This is a genomic window from Undibacterium sp. WLHG33 (assembly GCF_049544815.1).
Classification (GTDB): domain Bacteria; phylum Pseudomonadota; class Gammaproteobacteria; order Burkholderiales; family Burkholderiaceae_D; genus Undibacterium.
In genome coordinates, this window is record NZ_CP186697.1 from 3,124,705 (window position 1) to 3,142,073 (window position 17,369).

At 50.7% G+C, this 17,369-nt stretch carries 16 protein-coding genes; 10 read left to right on the forward strand and 6 right to left on the reverse strand.

Annotated elements, in window-relative coordinates:
• Positions 1-21: 21 nt before the first annotated feature.
• The 3 genes from ACOTSW_RS14205 to ACOTSW_RS14215 all read left to right on the forward strand — a co-directional run bounded on the left by ACOTSW_RS14205 (position 22) and on the right by ACOTSW_RS14215 (position 2,570).
• Positions 22-1,167, forward strand: a complete 1,146-nt coding sequence (locus ACOTSW_RS14205) for an aldo/keto reductase (RefSeq protein ID WP_423679712.1) — start codon at positions 22-24, stop codon at positions 1,165-1,167.
• 128 nt (positions 1,168-1,295) lie between these two features.
• Positions 1,296-2,081 carry a substrate-binding periplasmic protein gene (locus tag ACOTSW_RS14210; RefSeq protein ID WP_423679713.1) on the forward strand — a complete coding sequence of 262 codons (786 nt, stop codon included), beginning with the start codon at positions 1,296-1,298 and terminating at the stop codon, positions 2,079-2,081.
• 168 nt (positions 2,082-2,249) lie between these two features.
• Positions 2,250-2,570 (forward strand): hypothetical protein, encoded by a 321-nt coding sequence (locus ACOTSW_RS14215; RefSeq protein WP_423679714.1) that lies wholly within the window; start codon positions 2,250-2,252, stop codon positions 2,568-2,570.
• Positions 2,571-2,670: 100 nt separating this feature from the next.
• On the opposite strand, the gene ACOTSW_RS14220 is transcribed toward ACOTSW_RS14215, so the two are convergent.
• Positions 2,671-3,600, reverse strand: a complete 930-nt coding sequence (locus ACOTSW_RS14220; protein ID WP_423679715.1) for a peptidylprolyl isomerase — start codon at positions 3,598-3,600, stop codon at positions 2,671-2,673.
• 601 nt (positions 3,601-4,201) lie between these two features.
• Here ACOTSW_RS14220 and ACOTSW_RS14225 point away from each other — a divergent pair.
• Positions 4,202-5,458, forward strand: coding sequence for an OmpP1/FadL family transporter (locus ACOTSW_RS14225; protein ID WP_423679716.1), 1,257 nt, complete (start codon positions 4,202-4,204; stop codon positions 5,456-5,458).
• A 296-nt stretch (positions 5,459-5,754) separates the two neighbouring features.
• Here the strand turns inward: ACOTSW_RS14225 and ACOTSW_RS14230 are convergent, their stop codons facing one another.
• The 5 genes from ACOTSW_RS14230 to ACOTSW_RS14250 form a co-directional block, all read right to left on the reverse strand.
• Positions 5,755-7,614 (reverse strand): family 2A encapsulin nanocompartment cargo protein cysteine desulfurase, encoded by a 1,860-nt coding sequence (locus ACOTSW_RS14230; protein ID WP_423679717.1) that lies wholly within the window; start codon positions 7,612-7,614, stop codon positions 5,755-5,757.
• Positions 7,589-8,518 carry a family 2A encapsulin nanocompartment shell protein gene (locus ACOTSW_RS14235; protein WP_423679718.1) on the reverse strand — a complete coding sequence of 310 codons (930 nt, stop codon included), beginning with the start codon at positions 8,516-8,518 and terminating at the stop codon, positions 7,589-7,591. The genes ACOTSW_RS14230 and ACOTSW_RS14235 overlap by 26 nt, the downstream gene beginning before the upstream one ends.
• A gap of 97 nt (positions 8,519-8,615) precedes the next feature.
• Positions 8,616-8,888, reverse strand: coding sequence for a helix-turn-helix domain-containing protein (locus tag ACOTSW_RS14240; protein ID WP_423679719.1), 273 nt, complete (start codon positions 8,886-8,888; stop codon positions 8,616-8,618).
• Positions 8,888-9,862 (reverse strand): serine O-acetyltransferase EpsC, encoded by a 975-nt coding sequence (gene epsC, locus ACOTSW_RS14245; protein ID WP_423679720.1) that lies wholly within the window; start codon positions 9,860-9,862, stop codon positions 8,888-8,890. Before epsC ends, ACOTSW_RS14240 begins: the two co-directional genes overlap by 1 nt.
• Positions 9,863-9,950: 88 nt before the next feature.
• The gene (locus ACOTSW_RS14250) at positions 9,951-10,454 is read right to left on the reverse strand and encodes a rhodanese-like domain-containing protein (protein ID WP_423679721.1); all 504 of its coding nucleotides are present in this window, start codon (positions 10,452-10,454) and stop codon (positions 9,951-9,953) included.
• Positions 10,455-11,261: 807 nt separating this feature from the next.
• Here ACOTSW_RS14250 and ACOTSW_RS14255 point away from each other — a divergent pair.
• The 6 genes from ACOTSW_RS14255 (at position 11,262) to ACOTSW_RS14280 (ending at position 17,367) form a co-directional block, all read left to right on the forward strand.
• Complete coding sequence (locus ACOTSW_RS14255) at positions 11,262-12,035, forward strand: sulfite exporter TauE/SafE family protein (protein WP_423679722.1); 774 nt, start codon at positions 11,262-11,264, stop codon at positions 12,033-12,035.
• 49 nt (positions 12,036-12,084) lie between these two features.
• The gene (locus tag ACOTSW_RS14260) at positions 12,085-13,791 is read left to right on the forward strand and encodes a nitrite/sulfite reductase (protein ID WP_423679723.1); all 1,707 of its coding nucleotides are present in this window, start codon (positions 12,085-12,087) and stop codon (positions 13,789-13,791) included.
• 23 nt (positions 13,792-13,814) lie between these two features.
• Complete coding sequence (locus ACOTSW_RS14265) at positions 13,815-14,336, forward strand: DUF934 domain-containing protein (protein ID WP_423679724.1); 522 nt, start codon at positions 13,815-13,817, stop codon at positions 14,334-14,336.
• A complete protein-coding gene (locus tag ACOTSW_RS14270; protein WP_423679725.1) occupies positions 14,333-15,046 on the forward strand; it encodes a phosphoadenylyl-sulfate reductase in 714 nt (237 codons plus the stop codon). Before ACOTSW_RS14265 ends, ACOTSW_RS14270 begins: the two co-directional genes overlap by 4 nt.
• A 66-nt stretch (positions 15,047-15,112) precedes the next feature.
• Positions 15,113-16,048: a sulfate adenylyltransferase subunit CysD gene (gene cysD / locus ACOTSW_RS14275; RefSeq protein ID WP_423679726.1), complete on the forward strand. Its 936-nt coding sequence runs from the start codon at positions 15,113-15,115 to the stop codon at positions 16,046-16,048.
• Entirely contained in the window at positions 16,048-17,367 is a 1,320-nt protein-coding gene (locus ACOTSW_RS14280) for a sulfate adenylyltransferase subunit 1 (RefSeq protein WP_423679727.1), read from the forward strand. Before cysD ends, ACOTSW_RS14280 begins: the two co-directional genes overlap by 1 nt.
• Positions 17,368-17,369 lie beyond the last annotated feature (2 nt).

Sequence of the window (17,369 nt, forward strand, 5' to 3'; positions counted from 1 at the left end):
GAATGATTGTTGAGAGAAAAAATGCAAACAACACACCTCGGCAACAGTGATTTAAAAGTATCCAAAATCTGCCTCGGCACCATGACATTCGGTGAACAAAACACCGAAGCCGAGGCGCACAGCCAGCTCGATTACGCTCTGGCACGCGGCATCAATTTTATCGACACCGCAGAGATGTATCCGGTCATGCCGCGCGCCGAAACGCAAGGAAAAACTGAACAATACATCGGCAGCTGGCTCAAAAAATCCGGCAAACGCCGCGATATTATTCTCGCCACCAAAGTCGCGGGGCCTGCCCGTGGCATGCCATGGATACGTAACGGCCACAATGATCTGAATGCAGCCAATATCCGCGCCGCAGTTGATGCCAGCCTCAAGCGACTGCAAACCGATTACATCGATTTATATCAATTGCACTGGCCGAGTCGTAACGCGCCTATCTTCGGACAAAAACAATTTGATCCGGCGCTGGAACGCCCGCATACCGCAATTGCAGAGACGCTGAGCGTATTGGATGAACTGGTCAAAGCCGGAAAAATCCGCGCCATCGGCGTCTCGAATGAAACCTCTTGGGGTGTCAGCGAATTTATCCATCAGGCAGAAAAACAAAACGCCCCACGCATCGCTTCGATACAGAATGCTTATCACCTGATGAACCGCGCTTTTGAACAAGGGCTGGATGAAACCTGCTTCCGCGAAAATGTCGGCCTGCTTGCCTACAGCCCGCTGGCATTCGGTCAACTGACCGGCAAATATGCCGATGACCTGAATGCGCATGGTCGGCTAACCTTGTTCCCGCCCAGCTGGAGCCCGCGTTACACCCGTCCGTTGGTATTAGAAACGGCAAAACGCTACGCCGATCTGGCACGCGCGAATGGCCTGACGCCAACCCAACTCGCGCTCGCCTGGTGTTATTCACGCTGGTTCGTCGCCAGCACCATTATCGGTGCGACCAACCTGAAACAACTCAAAGAAAATATTGATGCTTACGAAGTCGAACTCAGCGATGAGCTGATTGCCGCGATAGAAAAAATCCACGCGGAGAGCCATAATCCGGCGCAGCGATACTACGCACATCAATGCAAACGCTCTTGCGGGCAGACGTACTGGCACCGATACGCCTGCCCGTTCCGTTCCATCAATAAAATCGATCAAGCTTTTTTTTGAGGTAGGATGTTTCAAAAGTTATATTAAAAATCGTCGGCAAATGCTGTCAGTCTCTGTGGTTTGATAGATGCCTGGGCGTTTTTTTGTCAGACCAAACCAGATCCTTAGCCACTGAGGAGCGTCATCAGATGCATCAGAAAACTGATACCAATGCAAAATGGACGCACCGGCTTCTGGCGATTTTTTTTATTTCCTTGCTCGCTGTTTCCGCAATCTGCACAGCAAAGGCTGAGACGCTGGTTCTGGCCGCAGCAGACAGCCGGCCAACGGCCTACATGGAAAATGGCAAACCTGCAGGGCTATTGGTCGATATCGTTACCGAGGCATTCCGCCGTGCTGGCTATCCAATCAGAATAGAATTAAAACCCTGGGCGCGTTGCCTTTCCGAAGTGCGCGATGGCACCGTTGACGGCGTATTTTCTTCGTTCAAATCCCCCGAGCGTGAAGCATTTCTAAGTTTCACCGCCATACCTGTCATGACCCAGGTTGAAGCGCTATTCGTTCGCACAAATTCCACGATCCAGTTTGACGGCGACTTATCAAAATTAGCGCCGGTAAAAATCGGCGTCATTCAGAGCACCAGCTACGGCGAAAAAATTGATGGCATGATCAATACCGGCACTTGGAATAAGGTCAGCAAAACAATCAGTATCGATTCTTTAGTCAGAATGCTGGCAGCAGAACGTTTTGATCTTGCTCCCAGCTATCGCGATGTGTTTCTGACCGCAGCAAGAAAAGCAGGTGTGGCAGATCAAATCAGAGAACTAAGTCCCAGTGTTGAATCTGTCCCTAGTTATCTGACATTCAATAAGAAAAAGGATTATTCCAGGATCATCACCGCCTTCAACAAAGCCATGGAAGAAATGAAAAAGGATAAAACTCTGGACATCATCACGGAGCAATACACAAAATAATCTGCATATCTATTAAGCTTCTGCTGGTTCAACAACACGGCCCCATCATCTGCAGGTATCAATAAAAAATATTTGCACAGTACTTTGTTTCACGATAGGGTTGATTACTGTCGTCATTTGCAAACTTCGTAGTCTGTCTTTTCGATCAAATCAAAAAGGAGTCCCGACATGTTGCGCTCGTCATCTATCCTCAGCAAATCCCTGATTTGTCTGACTGTACTCACAGGCATTATTCTGATGTTCGCACAAAGTGCGGTACCGGATGTACCAGTCTGGAAAGTCTTGCTATACGCGTTCAGCATAACAAGCGTGATGGCGATCTGCCTGTTATCGGTGATATTTGTGTGCGCCAGTTTCAATCAATGGAGTCTCAGACATCGTGCCATCGATACAGGGTGGCTGTGGTTCAATGCCAACCCGCCGGGCTTGGACACACTCAGAAAACCGGCGGGTGCTGTGACAGAAAATAAGACAGAAAAAATTCAGTAATGTCAGAGTGAATTTTTCCTCGCAATAAAAAAAGCACATTCAATGTGCTTTTTTTATTTGTCGTCCACTTGATAGTAACAGCTCATCAACAAGGAAGTATTCAGTTTTTTTGCTGGCGTACCGGTAAAGGCACATTGCATAAATCTATATAACCAGCCGGGACTTTATACCATTCGCCACCACGATTTCTCTGTGCTGCGACAATCGCTTTAAACGTTGCAGATTCAGTACGAATAATTTCCAGCCTGCTGCGTTCCGCTTCCGGCACATCCGCCGCAACTTTCATCGCAACGATAGGTGTGCGTTGTTCCGGCTTCTCATAAAAGCCCAGTGCCCCAGTGCCGCGTGGCAGTGTCGTCAGCAATTCCATGCCTTGCATGACGCGCCCGACTACGGTGATATTCCTGTCTAACTGACGTGGTGCATGGCCGGTCACCACATACAAGGACGTGCCGTTGCCACTGTTTGCTTCATTACCACGGGCAACGCCAACGCTGGCATAACAATGTGCGAGCCAGGCTCTGCCTGACTTAGGATCTCTGCCCGCTGCAAAGCCATTCGCATGTCCCACCTGCGGCGCATAACCATCCGCATCCGGCAAGCGAGTGAATGGCAATAGCGGGGAATAAGGCACGGTAAATTCCGGCTCCAGATTTTTCTTCGCGGTTTTCAGTTCCCGTTTTTCATCCGGGTCCGCCCATTGCACGACATAATTTTCCTGTGAACGCACAATAGCTAAACCATCGAAATAGCCTTCGCGTATCAGCGCCTTGATATTTGCCGCATGTTGCGGGGCGAAATCCGGTGCAAGCTCAATCACGACGCGGCCTTTTTCCAACTCCAGATACAAAGTATTTTCCGGATTCAAAGCACGCCAGTCCGCAGCAGAGGACGCCTTGATCAGTTCGGGCATGGTCTTCGCCGATTTGACTGGCAAATCTTTGGCCAGCGCCGGAATTGCAAAACTCAGCGCGGCGAGCATGGTTCCGGTAAGAACACGGGAAGCAACAACAGTACGGCGAGAAGACATAGACAGGCTCCTGAAGAAATGAGAAAAATAACTGCGCCGCCCGATGTTAATACAAATAATATAAAACAGAGCAACAATTTCTCGCTGGTGTGTGATCACATCAAACTGGCTATTACACTAAAAAAGTATCGCTCATCTGATACCGCTCCGGGTTGACAACAGCACAGCAAATCGATCTGACATCCTGTCGCCATCGTAGCCGGTCAGACTGAAAAATTCGCCGAGCATTTACCTGAATTGCGTGCCAGCACGCCTGTTCTTCTTCAAGGATGCAGGAATCATTTTTACGAATCTATCGATCAGGCGCATCCCGAAAGCAACATGACCAAAAGACTGCATTCAATGCGTCTTGTCTTTTTTAAGCAATAAAAATTCCAGATATTTTTATCGTTTTTTTCTTATGACAAATTCTGTCGCTGCGTTTTACCTGTGACAAAGTCTCTGCGAAAATTAACTGGCACTAAATCATATATGCAAATATAAAAATAATAGTTCCTTGTTTTTTCTATCGAAGATTAAATCTCGTCTGAACGCCATTCCGCATTTAATCAGGAGCGTGGTCAGATTGAAATCTGCCTGCTCTGTATTTAACGAGACTTCTATGAAACAAGCAAAATTACAATTCAACATCATGGCATTGAGCTTGCTGACGGCATCCACTGCCTTTGCTACCGACGGCTATTTTTCTCATGGCTATGGTGTTAAAACTCAAGCCACCGGCGGTGCGGGCATCGCCTTGCCACAAGACAGCCTGGCGGCGGCCAGCAATCCCGCCGGGATTGCATGGACAGGAAACCGTGTTGACGGCGGGCTCAGCTGGTTTAGTCCCAGCCGCAATACCGAGATCACCGGAAACGGTGTTCCCGGAGTCAATGGCAGCTACGACGGAAATGATAAAAAGAATTTCTGGTTACCCGAATTGGGCTACACCAGACAGTTGAGCCGGGATATCAGTGTTGGTATTGCGGCTTATGGCAATGGCGGCATGAATACCGATTATGGTAAAAATCCTTACGCCGGATTTGGCAGTAAAGGCAGCGCCGGTGTCAATCTGGAACAGTTATTCATCTCACCGTCACTGGCATACAAAGTCAATGATCAGCATGCATTTGGTGCAGCCGTCAATTTTGCTTATCAACGATTTTCAGCAAAAGGCGTCAGTGTTTTTTCATCTGCGTCCATCGACAGTAAAAACCTGACCGATAACGGCAATGACAGCTCGACCGGCTGGGGACTGCGCTTGGGCTGGACCGAACAGATCACACCCGAGCTGACGCTGGGTGCGACCTGGGCATCGAAAGTCAAAACAGGCAATTTTGAAAAATACCGTGGCCTGTTCGCGCAAGGCGGCGGATTTGATATTCCAGAAAATTACGGTGTTGGTCTGGCATACAAGGTACATCCGCAATTAACGCTGGCAGCCGATCTGCAACAAATCAAGTATGGCGATATCAGTTCCATCGCCAACCCTCTGGCAAACTTATTTGCCGGCAATCCACTCGGTTCTGAAAAAGGAGCAGGCTTTGGCTGGCGCGACATCACTGTCGTCAAAGTGGGTGCAATCTATGATTACAGCAATGATCTGACCCTGCGTGCCGGCTATAATCACGGCGGCCAGGCTGTTCCTGCAAGCGAAACTTTTTTCAACGTTCTCGCACCGGGTGTGGTGCAGGATCATCTGACGCTGGGCGCTACATACAAGCTTGCGAACGGTGCTGAGCTCAGTTTCTCTTATACGCACGGCTTCAAAAAGACTGTCAATGGCAACAATTCGATTCCTGCATCTTTTGGTGCCGGGAATGCGAATATCTCTCTCAGCGAAAATATTGCCGGCGTCGCTTACGGCTGGAAATTCTGAACGCTTCTGAGGTAGCAGTCTGCTTTCCTTACCTCAGCACATGTTCCCCCTGTTCCAGTTCAAAGGAACCACGGCTACCATTGGTAACGAAAAGCGGTCGCACTCTTACAGCAAAGAATTCCCGATGCACACCCCTGCCAGCGTGAAATTGGAGTATCTGCCAGCGATAACATCACAGAAACATGAAATACAAGCCGTATCCCTGAATGACAAAGGGATACGGCTTTTTCACAGCTGCAATCAGAATTGACTGATGCCGCGACGCTGATTTGTCAACGGCAGCCAGTCATTTTTGCTCAGCTTCGGCGGGTCGCCAACAAACGTTTAACCACTGCAATCAGGCGGTCAATTTCATCGCAGGTATTGTAAAACGCGAACGAAGGACGCACGGTTGCCTCAACACCAAAGCGTCGCAATATCGGTTGTGCGCAATGATGACCTGAACGCACTGCAATGCCCTCCTGATTCAGAGCATGCCCGACTTCTTCGGTCTTGTAGCCAGCGAGAACAAAAGACGCCACACTCGCCTTCGCATGAGCCGTGCCTATCAGGCGTACGCCAGGTATGCTTTTCAGACCATGGGTTGCATACTCAAGCAAAGCATGTTCGTACAAAGCAATTTTTTCAATACCGATACGTTCCACATAGTCGATCGCAGCACCCAGACCTACGGCATCGGCAATATTGCCGGTACCAGCCTCAAAACGCGCTGGTGCAGGTTGATATTGGGTTCGTTCAAAAGTCACATCCGCAATCATATTGCCGCCACCCTGCCACGGTGGTAACTGCTCCAGTAAAGCCTTTTTACCATAGACAACACCGATGCCAGTGGGGCCGAATACTTTGTGTCCGGAAAACACATAGAAATCGGCATCCAGCGCCTGTACATTGACACGCAGGTGCGACACTGCCTGCGCACCATCCACCAGTACGCGCGCGCCGGCACTATGCGCGAGCGTAATGATCTCCTGTACCGGTGTGATGGTACCCAGTGCATTCGACACCTGCGTGACCGAGACCAGACGGGTCTTGCTGTTGAGCAGTTTGCGATATTCATCCAGCAGAATCTGGCCGCTGTCATCCACCGGAATCACACGTATCACTGCGCCCTTTTCTGCCGCCAGCTGTTGCCACGGAACGATGTTGGCATGATGCTCAAGTTGCGACACGATGATTTCATCACCGGCACCGATAAACTTTTTACCGAAAGTATTGGCGACCAGATTAATCGCTTCCGTTGCACCGCGAACGAAGATAATTTCCTCTGGCGACGCCGCCCCCAGAAAACGTGCCACGGTATTGCGCGCACCTTCGTAAGCATCGGTTGCGCGCGCTGCCAGTTCGTGTGCAGCACGATGAATATTGGAATTCTCGTGTGCATAAAAATAGCTGAGCCTGTCGATCACCGATTGCGGCTTTTGCGTCGTCGCGGCATTATCAAACCAGACCAGTTGTTTGCCATTCACACGCTCGGCCAATATCGGAAAATCGCGCCGTACGGCATGGATATCAAATGGTGCGGCCAAAGCAGGATTCGCAGCGCGGGGAGCAGCATCCCAGTAATTTTGTTCGCCTTGCTGAAAATAATAGGTGGCCGACAATTCATTTGCCGGTGTGGCTGATGTGGCGGTTGCCGTTTTCGCCGGATACAACTCTCCTAGCAACCGCTGCAATTGATCCTGTCCTGGTAAGCCAAAGGCGCGGGCGGCGACCTGATCGCTTCCTGTGGCCTGCGCCGCCAGACTGTCCAGCCCCGTATCCGCAGATGGATCAGCATGTTCCCCGCTTAAAAAATAATACGACGAACCTGCCCCACCAGCCAGAGGCCGGGATGGTGCAATGCTGCTACCACCATTGTGCGGCAAGGCCGCCGCATAGATCGCGGGTACACCCTGCGCAATGCCCAGTTCTGCCAATGGTGCTACATGTGCAAATAAACTGCTTTGTGGCTCGATAACAGGTGCTTTCCCGCTAGGAGACACCGGCGCTGGCTGCGGGTCATTCAGGTGCGACAATCCCGGCAGGAATTGCGCAGCCGCCTGAGCAGCACCCGGCACCAGCGCGAAGAATTCAGATGCCATGCGATTCAGCAGTGCCTCATCCGGCACACCGTCCGCAGACACCTGACTATTATTTGTAGGTGTCAGGATAGTCATGGTATTTACCGATCTCTACATCGTCCAACACAGCCAGGGCATCATCCGTCAACACTGCCAATGAGCAGTAAAGAGAAATCAGATAAGAAGCAATCGCATTACGGTTAATGCCCATAAAACGTACTGACAAACCAGGGCTCTGTTCACCAGCCAGCCCGGGCTGGAACAGACCAACCACACCTTGCCGTTTTTCACCAACGCGCAGCAAAATGATTTTAGTTTTGCCGTCGTCAATCGGTAATTTGTCAGATGGAACCAGAGGAACGCCGCGCCATGTCAGGAATTGCGAACCAAACAGGCTGACTGTCGGAGGAGGAACGCCGCGACGCGTGCATTCGCGGCCGAACGCTGCAATCGCCAACGGATGCGCGAGGAAAAAGCCTGGCTCTTTCCATACTTTGGTCAGCAGATCGTCCAGATCGTCAGGTGTCGGTGCGCCAGTCAGCGTCGATATGCGCTGATCATCATGCACATTCGCCAGCAGACCATAATCAGGGTTATTAATCAGCTCGCTTTCCTGACGCTCTTTGATTGTTTCTACGGTCAGACGTAATTGTTCTTTAATCTGATCGTGGGGGCTGCTATACAAATCGGAAATACGGGTATGCACATCCAGTACGGTAGCAACTGCATTCAGGAAATATTCGCGCGGTTGCTCTTCATAATCAACAAACGTTTGCGGTAATTCAGATTCGTCACGCTGAGAACAGGCAACGCGCACATCCTTAGGATTTTTTACTTTATTGAGCCGGTAAATACCTGCTTCAACCGGCAGCCATTGCAGCAGATGCACCAGCCAGCGTGGAGAAATGGTCGATAACTGCGGAACGGTTTTGGTTGCATTGGCTAACTGACGGGCAGCATTATCGCCCAGTGCAAAATTCGGCGAAGGTACATCAGACATAGGTCACTCCATGAGTAAGTGGATTTATCGGACTGCAAAAAATAACAACAAAAAAAATTCATCGGATAAGACAGTGTCTGATGCCCATCGCCCTCATTCAACATGCTATCGCCATCAAGGACATCTTTTGCATTGCCTGGGCATGGCGTACATCCTCACAGCGAGCCAGCAGTTCTGACATACGCAGACCTAATGCCAGCGCCAGCTTTTCCATCGTCACCAACGACGGAATCACTTTTCCGCGCTCAATCTCGCCTACATAAGACCGATTCAGATTTGCTTTTTCCGCCAGCATCTCCTGCGACCACTGATGTGCATCTCGCGCCTGACGAACGGCAATGCCAAAGCAATTGCAAAGCTCTTTCATCATCACTCCGGACGAGGCGCTTCGACATTCTGTTCATGGCGCAAACTCGCCTGACTGACATGGCTGCCGGGTGCTACGTCATTCGTGACCCAGACATTGCCACCAATCGTCGCGCCACGTCCCAGCGTGATCCGCCCTAAGACGGTCGCACCGGCATAAATGACGACGTCATCCTCAACGATGGGGTGGCGCGGCAATCCTTTCTGCAAGTTGCCTGCTTCATCGGCGGGAAAACGTTTCGCTCCAAGTGTCACGGCCTGATAAATACGCACGCGCTGACCAATGACCGCGGTTTCACCAATCACCACACCAGTACCGTGATCAATGAAAAAACCAGGGCCAATCTGCGCACCGGGATGAATATCAATGCCGGTCTGGCTGTGTGCAATTTCTGCGACGATACGTGCCAGTAAAGGTACGCCCAGCAAATACAATTGATGTGCAACCCGGTGATAAATCATAGCCAGCACGCCGGGATAGCAGAGTAATACTTCATCGACACTGCGGGCGGCAGGATCGCCCTGATAAGCGGCAATCACATCGCTGTCGAGCAGGCTGCGTATCTGTGGTAAACAGCGGGAAAAAGTGCGTACGATAGATACCGCCTGGTCTTCGGTATGCAGCACATGATGATTGTTATAGCGCGACGCATAACTCAGTTCCAGTCTCACCTGCGCCAGCAATGAATGGAGAACAGAATCAAGGGTATGCCCAACGTAAAAATCTTCACTTTCCTGACGCAATTCAGGCGGACCAAGCCGCATGGGAAATAGCGCTCCGCGTAAATCTTCGAGTATTTTTGTCAATGCGTCCCTTGATGGCAGCTCGCGTCCACCCGGTTCTGCTGAGCGCACTTGGCGGCTGCGCCATGCTTGACGAACAGTAGCCAGCTCACTGACAACCTGCTCGATACCGAATAACGAACTACGCTGCTTTATGGGCGTATTCGATTGATTATCCGTTTTAATATTAGTCATCACTCTGCTCAGTTCAGGTGAGAAACAGCTTGCGGCTGACAAAATCAACAGGCGCCGTTGCTGGCTCTTTGCAATCCTTGATATCTGCCTAATCCTGAACCCAGGGTAAGGAATGCAGGCGCCAGCCGCCGATCTGACCGCGTTGCTGATTCTCATTAATTTCACCCTCAAACCCCTCGGTGATATTAAAGACGTTCACAAATCCAGCCTTAGTCAGCACTTCGGCCGCTGCTGCCGAACGTTTACCACTGCGACACAACAATACAAATACGGCGGTCTTATCTTTAAGTTTGCTTTCAAATTCCTTGACGAAGCGCGGATTACGGGTCAGCGCGGTACCTGTCGCCCACGCAATGTGCTGGCTGCCGGGAACATGGCCAACAAACTTACGTTCTTCATTTGTACGAACATCCACGAGAGAGGCGGCGCCAATCTGCACAAGACGCCATGCATCCACCGGTGTCAGGCTGCCGGCAAAAGGTAATTGTTGTTGAATAGCATCCGCTTTTGCATAGGAAAGCAGGTTTGCTGCATCGTCAATGTGGTCAGCAGACGTAACACTGGCGGGAGAATAAGCATCATTAGGAGTCATCACAGAATCTGTCATCACTATCTTTCAAAGCAAACGATGTATTGAATAAACATCGTTATGACAAAACTGTAGCGAAATCCCTAAGAGTGGAAAACGAATTAAAACGCGATTATTTATACAAATTCCGATGAACGATTTCTCTCGTCACTGCCGGCGTGCAGGCGACGCCAGTCAGCAAACGCAGATAAACGCCGGGATGAGCGCGTTAAAAAGCCCCCGCTAATGACGGCGGAGGCTTCAGATTGATCGTTCAGCGTCTTCAGTTGTTGTTGCATATAAGCAGAAAAAAGTCATCATTCATTTTTCAGCTTTTCACATCGCCCATCCTGATAAGGTCCAGCAACGCGTTCCCAGCCTTCACCGGGCGAAGTCTGCGAACAGAGTTCTGCCTCTTTGATTTTGCTTTTCCACTTGTACCACGCAGCAGGTAAAGCAAATGCCGTGCTTATCAAAAGAACGCAGCACACTGCCGTGAAAAAACATCGCTTGTTGTCAGTGATCGAATTGCGCATGATGAATACCCTGCTATGTCGTCGTTGCAACGCATTGCCCATCAGTCAATGGGCTGCTACCGTGACCAGAAATCATATTATCTCAGTCAGGCGAATTCCGGATACCCCGGTCTGTGGCGATAAGGCCCTAATTTGAAGCGAATCGCGCCCCCATCCGGAGCGTGAGGAGCACAGCATCGCGATCAAACATCAGCAAATATCGATATATCAAAACAACATATAAGCAAATAAATACTAAGTAGTTTGGAATAGCGCTGAATTTCATTACGATCCCATGTACTTATTGTGGGGCGACATGAATTTAACTTATATATTTTCCGGTTTTGCAGTTGGCACCCTGGTCGGACTGACAGGTGTCGGTGGGGGCTCGTTAATGACGCCCCTGCTGACCCTGTTGTTTGGCGTTTCCCCGACTGTAGCAGTTGGCACCGACCTTGCATTCGCCTCCATAACCAAGGCCACCGGCACATTGACGCACCGTTTACGCGGTACTGTGGAATGGCGCGTGGTGCGCCTGCTGTGTTTAGGCGCTTTGCCTGCGGCGATCCTCGCCACCTTCGGTCTCAAGTATTTTGGCGGATTGAACAAAGAAATTGGTCAGCTCATCCGTTACTCTATCGCTGGCTCCGTCTTACTGACCGTGCTTGCGCTGCTCTTTAAAAGCAAGATGCTGGCGTGGCTGAATGAACATCCGGAAAAACAATTGCACGGGCGCAAACTGGATACGGCCACCATCTTTTCCGGTGCGCTGCTCGGCACACTAGTGACGATTTCCTCCATCGGCGCGGGTGCTATTGGCGCAACCTTACTGGTGATGCTGTATCCGAGAATGTCGTCAGCACATATTGCAGGTACAGATATCGCCTATGCCGTTCCACTGACCGCGATTGCTGCGTTCGGACACTGGTGGCTGGGATCGATAGACTGGGCATTGCTGGGAGCATTGCTGATAGGCTCGCTCCCCGGCATTACCTTGGGTTCGCTCGCAGCACGGGCGGTACCGGAAAAATTGTTACGTGGCATACTCGCGACAACGCTGACGCTGGTTGCCGCCAAACTCATACTGTAATCAATCATTCAGACAGCGCGATCCCAAGCGTATTTTAAGGACACACAAGATGTATCGTTACGACCAACACGATCACCAAATCATCAAAGAACGTATTGCGCAATATCGCGATCAGGTACGTCGCCGTCTCGCCAACGAACTGACAGAAGAAGAATTCCTGCCTTTACGTTTGCAAAATGGTTTATACCATCAGCGCCATGCGTACATGCTGCGTATTGCCGTTCCATACGGCATGCTGTCTTCTGATCAGCTGCGCAAATTTGCGTTTATCGCGCGTAAGTATGATCGTGGTTATGGCCATTTCACGACACGTCAGAACATTCAGTTCAACTGGATTAATCTGGAAGATTCCCCTGAAATACTGGAAGAATTAGCGACTGTTGAAATGCATGCGATTCAGACTTCCGGTAACTGCATGCGCAATATCACGTCCGACGAATTTTCCGGTGTGGCAGCGGACGAGCTGATCGACCCGCGTCCGTATGCAGAAATTTTGCGTCAATGGACCACATTTCATCCGGAATTTGCCTATTTGCCACGTAAATTCAAAATTGCGATTAATGGCGCCAAAGAAGACCGCGCTGCAATTGCGGTGCATGACATCGGTCTGACCGTGGTGCAGAACGATGCTGGCGAAATCGGCTTTAAAGTCATGGTCGGCGGCGGTATGGGACGCACGCCTATCCTCGGCACCGTGATCCGTGATTTCCTGCCGTGGCAACATGTGATGACGTATCTGGAAGCGATACTACGTATTTACAATCAGTACGGCCGCCGCGACAACAAATACAAAGCACGCATCAAGATACTGGTGAAAGCGATAGGTGCCGATGTCTTTGCGCAGCAAGTGGAAGAAGAATGGGCGCAAATTAAAGATGGTCCGGCGACGCTGACCGAGGCGGAGTTCCGCCGCGTCTCGTCCTTTTTCACGGCACCTGCGTACGCCAGCCTGCCGGTGAGCGATGCCGCTTACGAACAACATCAAGCAGACAACAAGGCCTTTGCTAACTGGGTTAAACGTAATGTGAAACCACATAAAGTTGCCGGTTACGCCAGCGTCGTTTTATCACTGAAAAAGCCCGGCGTTCCGCCTGGTGATGCGACAGCAGACCAGATGGACTTTGTGGCAGATCTGGCTGATCGTTACAGCTTTGGTGAACTGCGTGTCACGCATGAGCAAAATCTGGTACTGGCCGACGTGCAGCAATCAGCGCTGTTCGATTTGTGGCAAGAGGCAAAAGCACATGGTCTGGCAACACCGAATATCGGCCTGCTGACCGATATGATCTGCTGCCCGGGTGGTGATTTCTGCGCGCTGGCAAATGCGAAGTCGATTCCGATTGCGCTGGATATTACTGATCGTTTCAACGATCTGGATTATCTGCATGATATCGGTGACCTTGAATTGAATATGTCGGGTTGCATCAATGCCTGTGGTCATCATCACGTTGGCAACATCGGCATACTCGGCGTCGATAAAGACGGCAGCGAGTGGTATCAGGTATCGATAGGCGGCGCGCAAGGCAATAATGCAGCGATCGGTAAAATCATCGGACCTTCGTTCTCTGCAGGGCAAATGCCGGAAGTCATCGATCGTATCATTCAGGTGTATCTCCGTGAACGCATCGATAACGAGCGCTTCATCGATACCGCGCAACGTCTGGGTATCGGACCGTTCAAAGACTTTGTCTATGCGACACCGATCAAAACGACCGAACACTATGGTGAAGACGCTGGTTCGCCGGTGGCTTATTAAACTGCGACAGAAGAAAGTAGATGATGCAAGAGATTATCAAAGACAAAGCCATCGTTCAGGATGACTGGACAGTATTGCGGCTGGCAGAAAATGAGACACCGGATGCAGTCGGTGTACCGGCAGGCAAAGTCATCGTACCACTCAAAGTCTGGCTGTTACAACGAAATGTGCTCGAAAAGCGCACAGATATTGGGGTTTGGTTTTCCAGCGACGAACAGGCAAAAGATTTAGGGGGCGACATTGCCCGTTTCAACCTGCTCGCGGTGGATTTCCCGAAATTCGCTGATGGGCGTGGCTATTCCATCGCTTATAACCTGCGTTCACGCTTTGGTTTTAGCGGCGAGTTGCGCGCGATTGGTGATGTGCTGCGTGACCAGCTGTTCTACATGCAGCGCGTAGGCTTCAATGCCTTCGCTGTGCGCGCCGACAAAAATATCCATGATGCGATCAAGGGTCTGACCGATTTCTCTGAGAAATATCAGACTTCCTGGGATGAAAAAAATCCCCTGTTCCGTCGCGCTGAACGTCCAGGAGTCGCCAGATGACTGACTTTGACACACGACTGGCAACAACCAAAGCAACGCTCGAAAAAATTGCTGCAGAATTTACGCCGGCAGTTTTCGCATCGAGTCTGGCGGCAGAAGATATGGTGCTGACCGATCTCATTTTGCGCAACAAACTGAACATCGGCATATTTTCTCTGGAAACCGGTCGCCTGCACGCAGAAACACTGGGGATGCTGGATGCGGTTAAAAATACTTACGGTACTGCGATCACGCTATTCAAGCCGGAGGCCGCGGCCGTTGATGCCTATGTCCAGCAACACGGCTTGAATGCATTTTATGACAGCGTGGAACTGCGTAAAGAATGTTGTCGTATTCGCAAAGTCGAACCACTGAATCGCGCGCTCGCAGGAAAAAAAGCCTGGGTGACAGGACAGCGCCGCGCGCAGGCTGCCACCCGTACCGAACTCGCGGTACAGGAAGACGACATCGCGCATGGCATGCAAAAATTCAACCCGCTGGCGGACTGGTCGGAAGAAGATGTCTGGCACTATATCCGCAGCAATCATGTTCCGTACAACCCTTTGCACGACAAAGGCTTTCCATCGATCGGGTGCGAGCCTTGTACGAGAGCGATACAGCCAGGAGAAGATGTACGCGCAGGTCGCTGGTGGTGGGAAAATCCTGAATCAAAAGAATGTGGTTTGCATGTCGTCGATGGCAAACTGATCCGTATAAAACCGGCAAACTAAATAAGCAAACCGTGCAAGCGGGCTGAAACTGCAGACCCTGAGTTGACAAAGAAACGAGAAGTGATCATGAATACTGTCGTCGAACACCATTTTATTGATGCTGCGAGCAATCGCCATCTGGACTGGCTGGAATCTGAAGCCATCCATATCATGCGCGAAGTCGCTGCTGAATGCAGTAACCCTGCACTCTTATTTTCCGGAGGCAAAGACTCCATCGTCTTATTGCGTCTGGCTGAAAAAGCTTTCCGTCCGGGTAAATTTCCGTTTCCGCTGGTACATATCGATACGGGCCATAACTTCCCTGAAGTGATTGCCTTTCGCGACAAACGCGTCACTGAACTCGGTGAGCGGCTGATCGTCGGCTCGGTTGAAGAATCCATCAAGCGTGGCACCGTGCGCCTGCGCAATCCGGCAACGGATTCACGCAACGCGGCGCAGGCGGTGACATTGCTGGAAACCATCGCTGAACACAAATTTGATGCCTGCATTGGTGGCGCGCGTCGCGACGAAGAAAAAGCCCGCGCAAAAGAACGCATTTTTTCTTTCCGTGATGAATTCGGCCAATGGAACCCGAAAGCGCAACGCCCTGAATTATGGGATTTATATAACACCCGCGTACATCCGGGCGAAAACATGCGCGTCTTCCCGATTTCAAACTGGACCGAGCTGGACGTCTGGCAATACATCGCGCGCGAAAAACTCGAACTGCCGCAAATATATTTCGCCCACGAACGCCAGGTCATTCCGCGCAATGGCTTGCTGGTGCCGCTGACCGATCTGACGCCGCCGCGTGAAGGTGAAGCCGTAGAAACACAGATCGTGCGTTTCCGTACCGTCGGCGATATTTCCTGCACCTGCCCGGTCTCGTCCGATGCCGCGACAGTTGAGGCAATTATTGCGGAAACAGCGATCACACAAATTACCGAACGCGGCGCAACCCGCATGGATGACCAGACATCAGAAGCATCGATGGAAAAACGTAAAAAAGAAGGATATTTCTAATGAGTGCCGTTGAACAAATAAACGCCAATGTCAATAAAGAACGCGGCTTGTTACGTTTCATCACGGCAGGTTCAGTTGATGACGGTAAAAGTACTTTAATCGGTCGCCTGCTGTTTGACAGCAAAGGGATTTTTGCAGATCAGCTCGATGCAATTTCCCGCGCCAAACATAAGCGCACTGTCGGCGACACGATAGACCTTTCTTTGCTGACCGATGGTCTGGAAGCGGAACGTGAACAAGGCATTACGATTGATGTCGCCTACCGTTATTTCGCCACGCCCAAACGTAAATTCATTATCGCGGATACTCCAGGTCACGAGCAATACACACGCAACATGGTGACAGGTGCATCGACTGCCGATGCCGTCATTATTCTGGTCGATGTCTCGAAAGTGAAGCTGAATGCGGATGGCAGCGTTGATCTGCTGGTGCAAACCAAACGCCATTCAACGATCGCGCATTTACTCAAGATTGAACATGTGATCGTTGCGGTCAATAAAATGGATCTGGTCAACTATGATCAGAGCGTCTATGACCGCATCGTCGCCGAATACAAGAAATTCGCAACACAGTTAGGGCTGACCGATATTCATGCAGTGCCGTTGTCCGCACTGGCAGGTGATAACGTAGTAACAGCGACCGATAAAATGCCCTGGTATCAGGGACCAACTCTGATTGACCTGCTGGAATCACTCAGCGTCTACGATGCCAGCCACGATGAACCGTTCCGTTTTCCGGTGCAACTGGTGGCGCGTCACAACGGCCATGAAGCAAACGACTTCCGCGGTTATATGGGTCGCATAGAAGCAGGAAAAGTCAGCAAGGGCGATAAACTGATCGTTCAGCCTGGTGGCCAGACTGGCACGGTCAAAGACATACTGACACTGGATGGCTCACTGAACACCGCAGTTGTGGGCCAGTCAGTGACGATACTGTTGAATGAATATCTGGATATTTCCCGTGGCGACATGCTGGCAGGTGCAGATCGTCCCGCGACACTGCTAAAAACAGTCAAAGCAGATTTATGCTGGTTGTCAGAAGATGCTCTGGATGTGCGTCGCAAATACATACTAAAACACACGACCCACCAAGTCTCTGCCAGAGTGACTGCCATTGATACGCTGCTCGACATCAATACACAGCAACGGCATCCGGCCGACAGTCTGAAACTGAATGATATTGCGACGGTCTCCATCAATGTTCAGCAAGCATTGGCGGCCGATGCTTACGATGATTTGCGCTCGACAGGCGCATTCATCCTGATCGATGAAGTCACGCACCAGACCGTTGCGGCAGGCATGATTCGTCTGGAAGCTTAACG

Excerpts from the sequence above, each read along its gene's own strand:
- ACOTSW_RS14205 (WP_423679712.1), top strand. The coding sequence starts at position 22 with ATGCAAACAACACACCTCGGCAACAGTGATTTAAAAGTATCCAAAATC.
- ACOTSW_RS14210 (WP_423679713.1), top strand. The coding sequence starts at position 1,296 with ATGCATCAGAAAACTGATACCAATGCAAAATGGACGCACCGGCTTCTG.
- ACOTSW_RS14215 (WP_423679714.1), top strand. The coding sequence starts at position 2,250 with ATGTTGCGCTCGTCATCTATCCTCAGCAAATCCCTGATTTGTCTGACT.
- ACOTSW_RS14220 (WP_423679715.1), bottom strand. The coding sequence starts at position 3,600 with ATGTCTTCTCGCCGTACTGTTGTTGCTTCCCGTGTTCTTACCGGAACC.
- ACOTSW_RS14225 (WP_423679716.1), top strand. The coding sequence starts at position 4,202 with ATGAAACAAGCAAAATTACAATTCAACATCATGGCATTGAGCTTGCTG.
- ACOTSW_RS14230 (WP_423679717.1), bottom strand. The coding sequence starts at position 7,614 with ATGACTATCCTGACACCTACAAATAATAGTCAGGTGTCTGCGGACGGT.
- ACOTSW_RS14235 (WP_423679718.1), bottom strand. The coding sequence starts at position 8,518 with ATGTCTGATGTACCTTCGCCGAATTTTGCACTGGGCGATAATGCTGCC.
- ACOTSW_RS14240 (WP_423679719.1), bottom strand. The coding sequence starts at position 8,888 with ATGATGAAAGAGCTTTGCAATTGCTTTGGCATTGCCGTTCGTCAGGCG.
- epsC (WP_423679720.1), bottom strand. The coding sequence starts at position 9,862 with ATGACTAATATTAAAACGGATAATCAATCGAATACGCCCATAAAGCAG.
- ACOTSW_RS14250 (WP_423679721.1), bottom strand. The coding sequence starts at position 10,454 with ATGACTCCTAATGATGCTTATTCTCCCGCCAGTGTTACGTCTGCTGAC.
- ACOTSW_RS14255 (WP_423679722.1), top strand. The coding sequence starts at position 11,262 with ATGAATTTAACTTATATATTTTCCGGTTTTGCAGTTGGCACCCTGGTC.
- ACOTSW_RS14260 (WP_423679723.1), top strand. The coding sequence starts at position 12,085 with ATGTATCGTTACGACCAACACGATCACCAAATCATCAAAGAACGTATT.
- ACOTSW_RS14265 (WP_423679724.1), top strand. The coding sequence starts at position 13,815 with ATGCAAGAGATTATCAAAGACAAAGCCATCGTTCAGGATGACTGGACA.
- ACOTSW_RS14270 (WP_423679725.1), top strand. The coding sequence starts at position 14,333 with ATGACTGACTTTGACACACGACTGGCAACAACCAAAGCAACGCTCGAA.
- cysD (WP_423679726.1), top strand. The coding sequence starts at position 15,113 with ATGAATACTGTCGTCGAACACCATTTTATTGATGCTGCGAGCAATCGC.
- ACOTSW_RS14280 (WP_423679727.1), top strand. The coding sequence starts at position 16,048 with ATGAGTGCCGTTGAACAAATAAACGCCAATGTCAATAAAGAACGCGGC.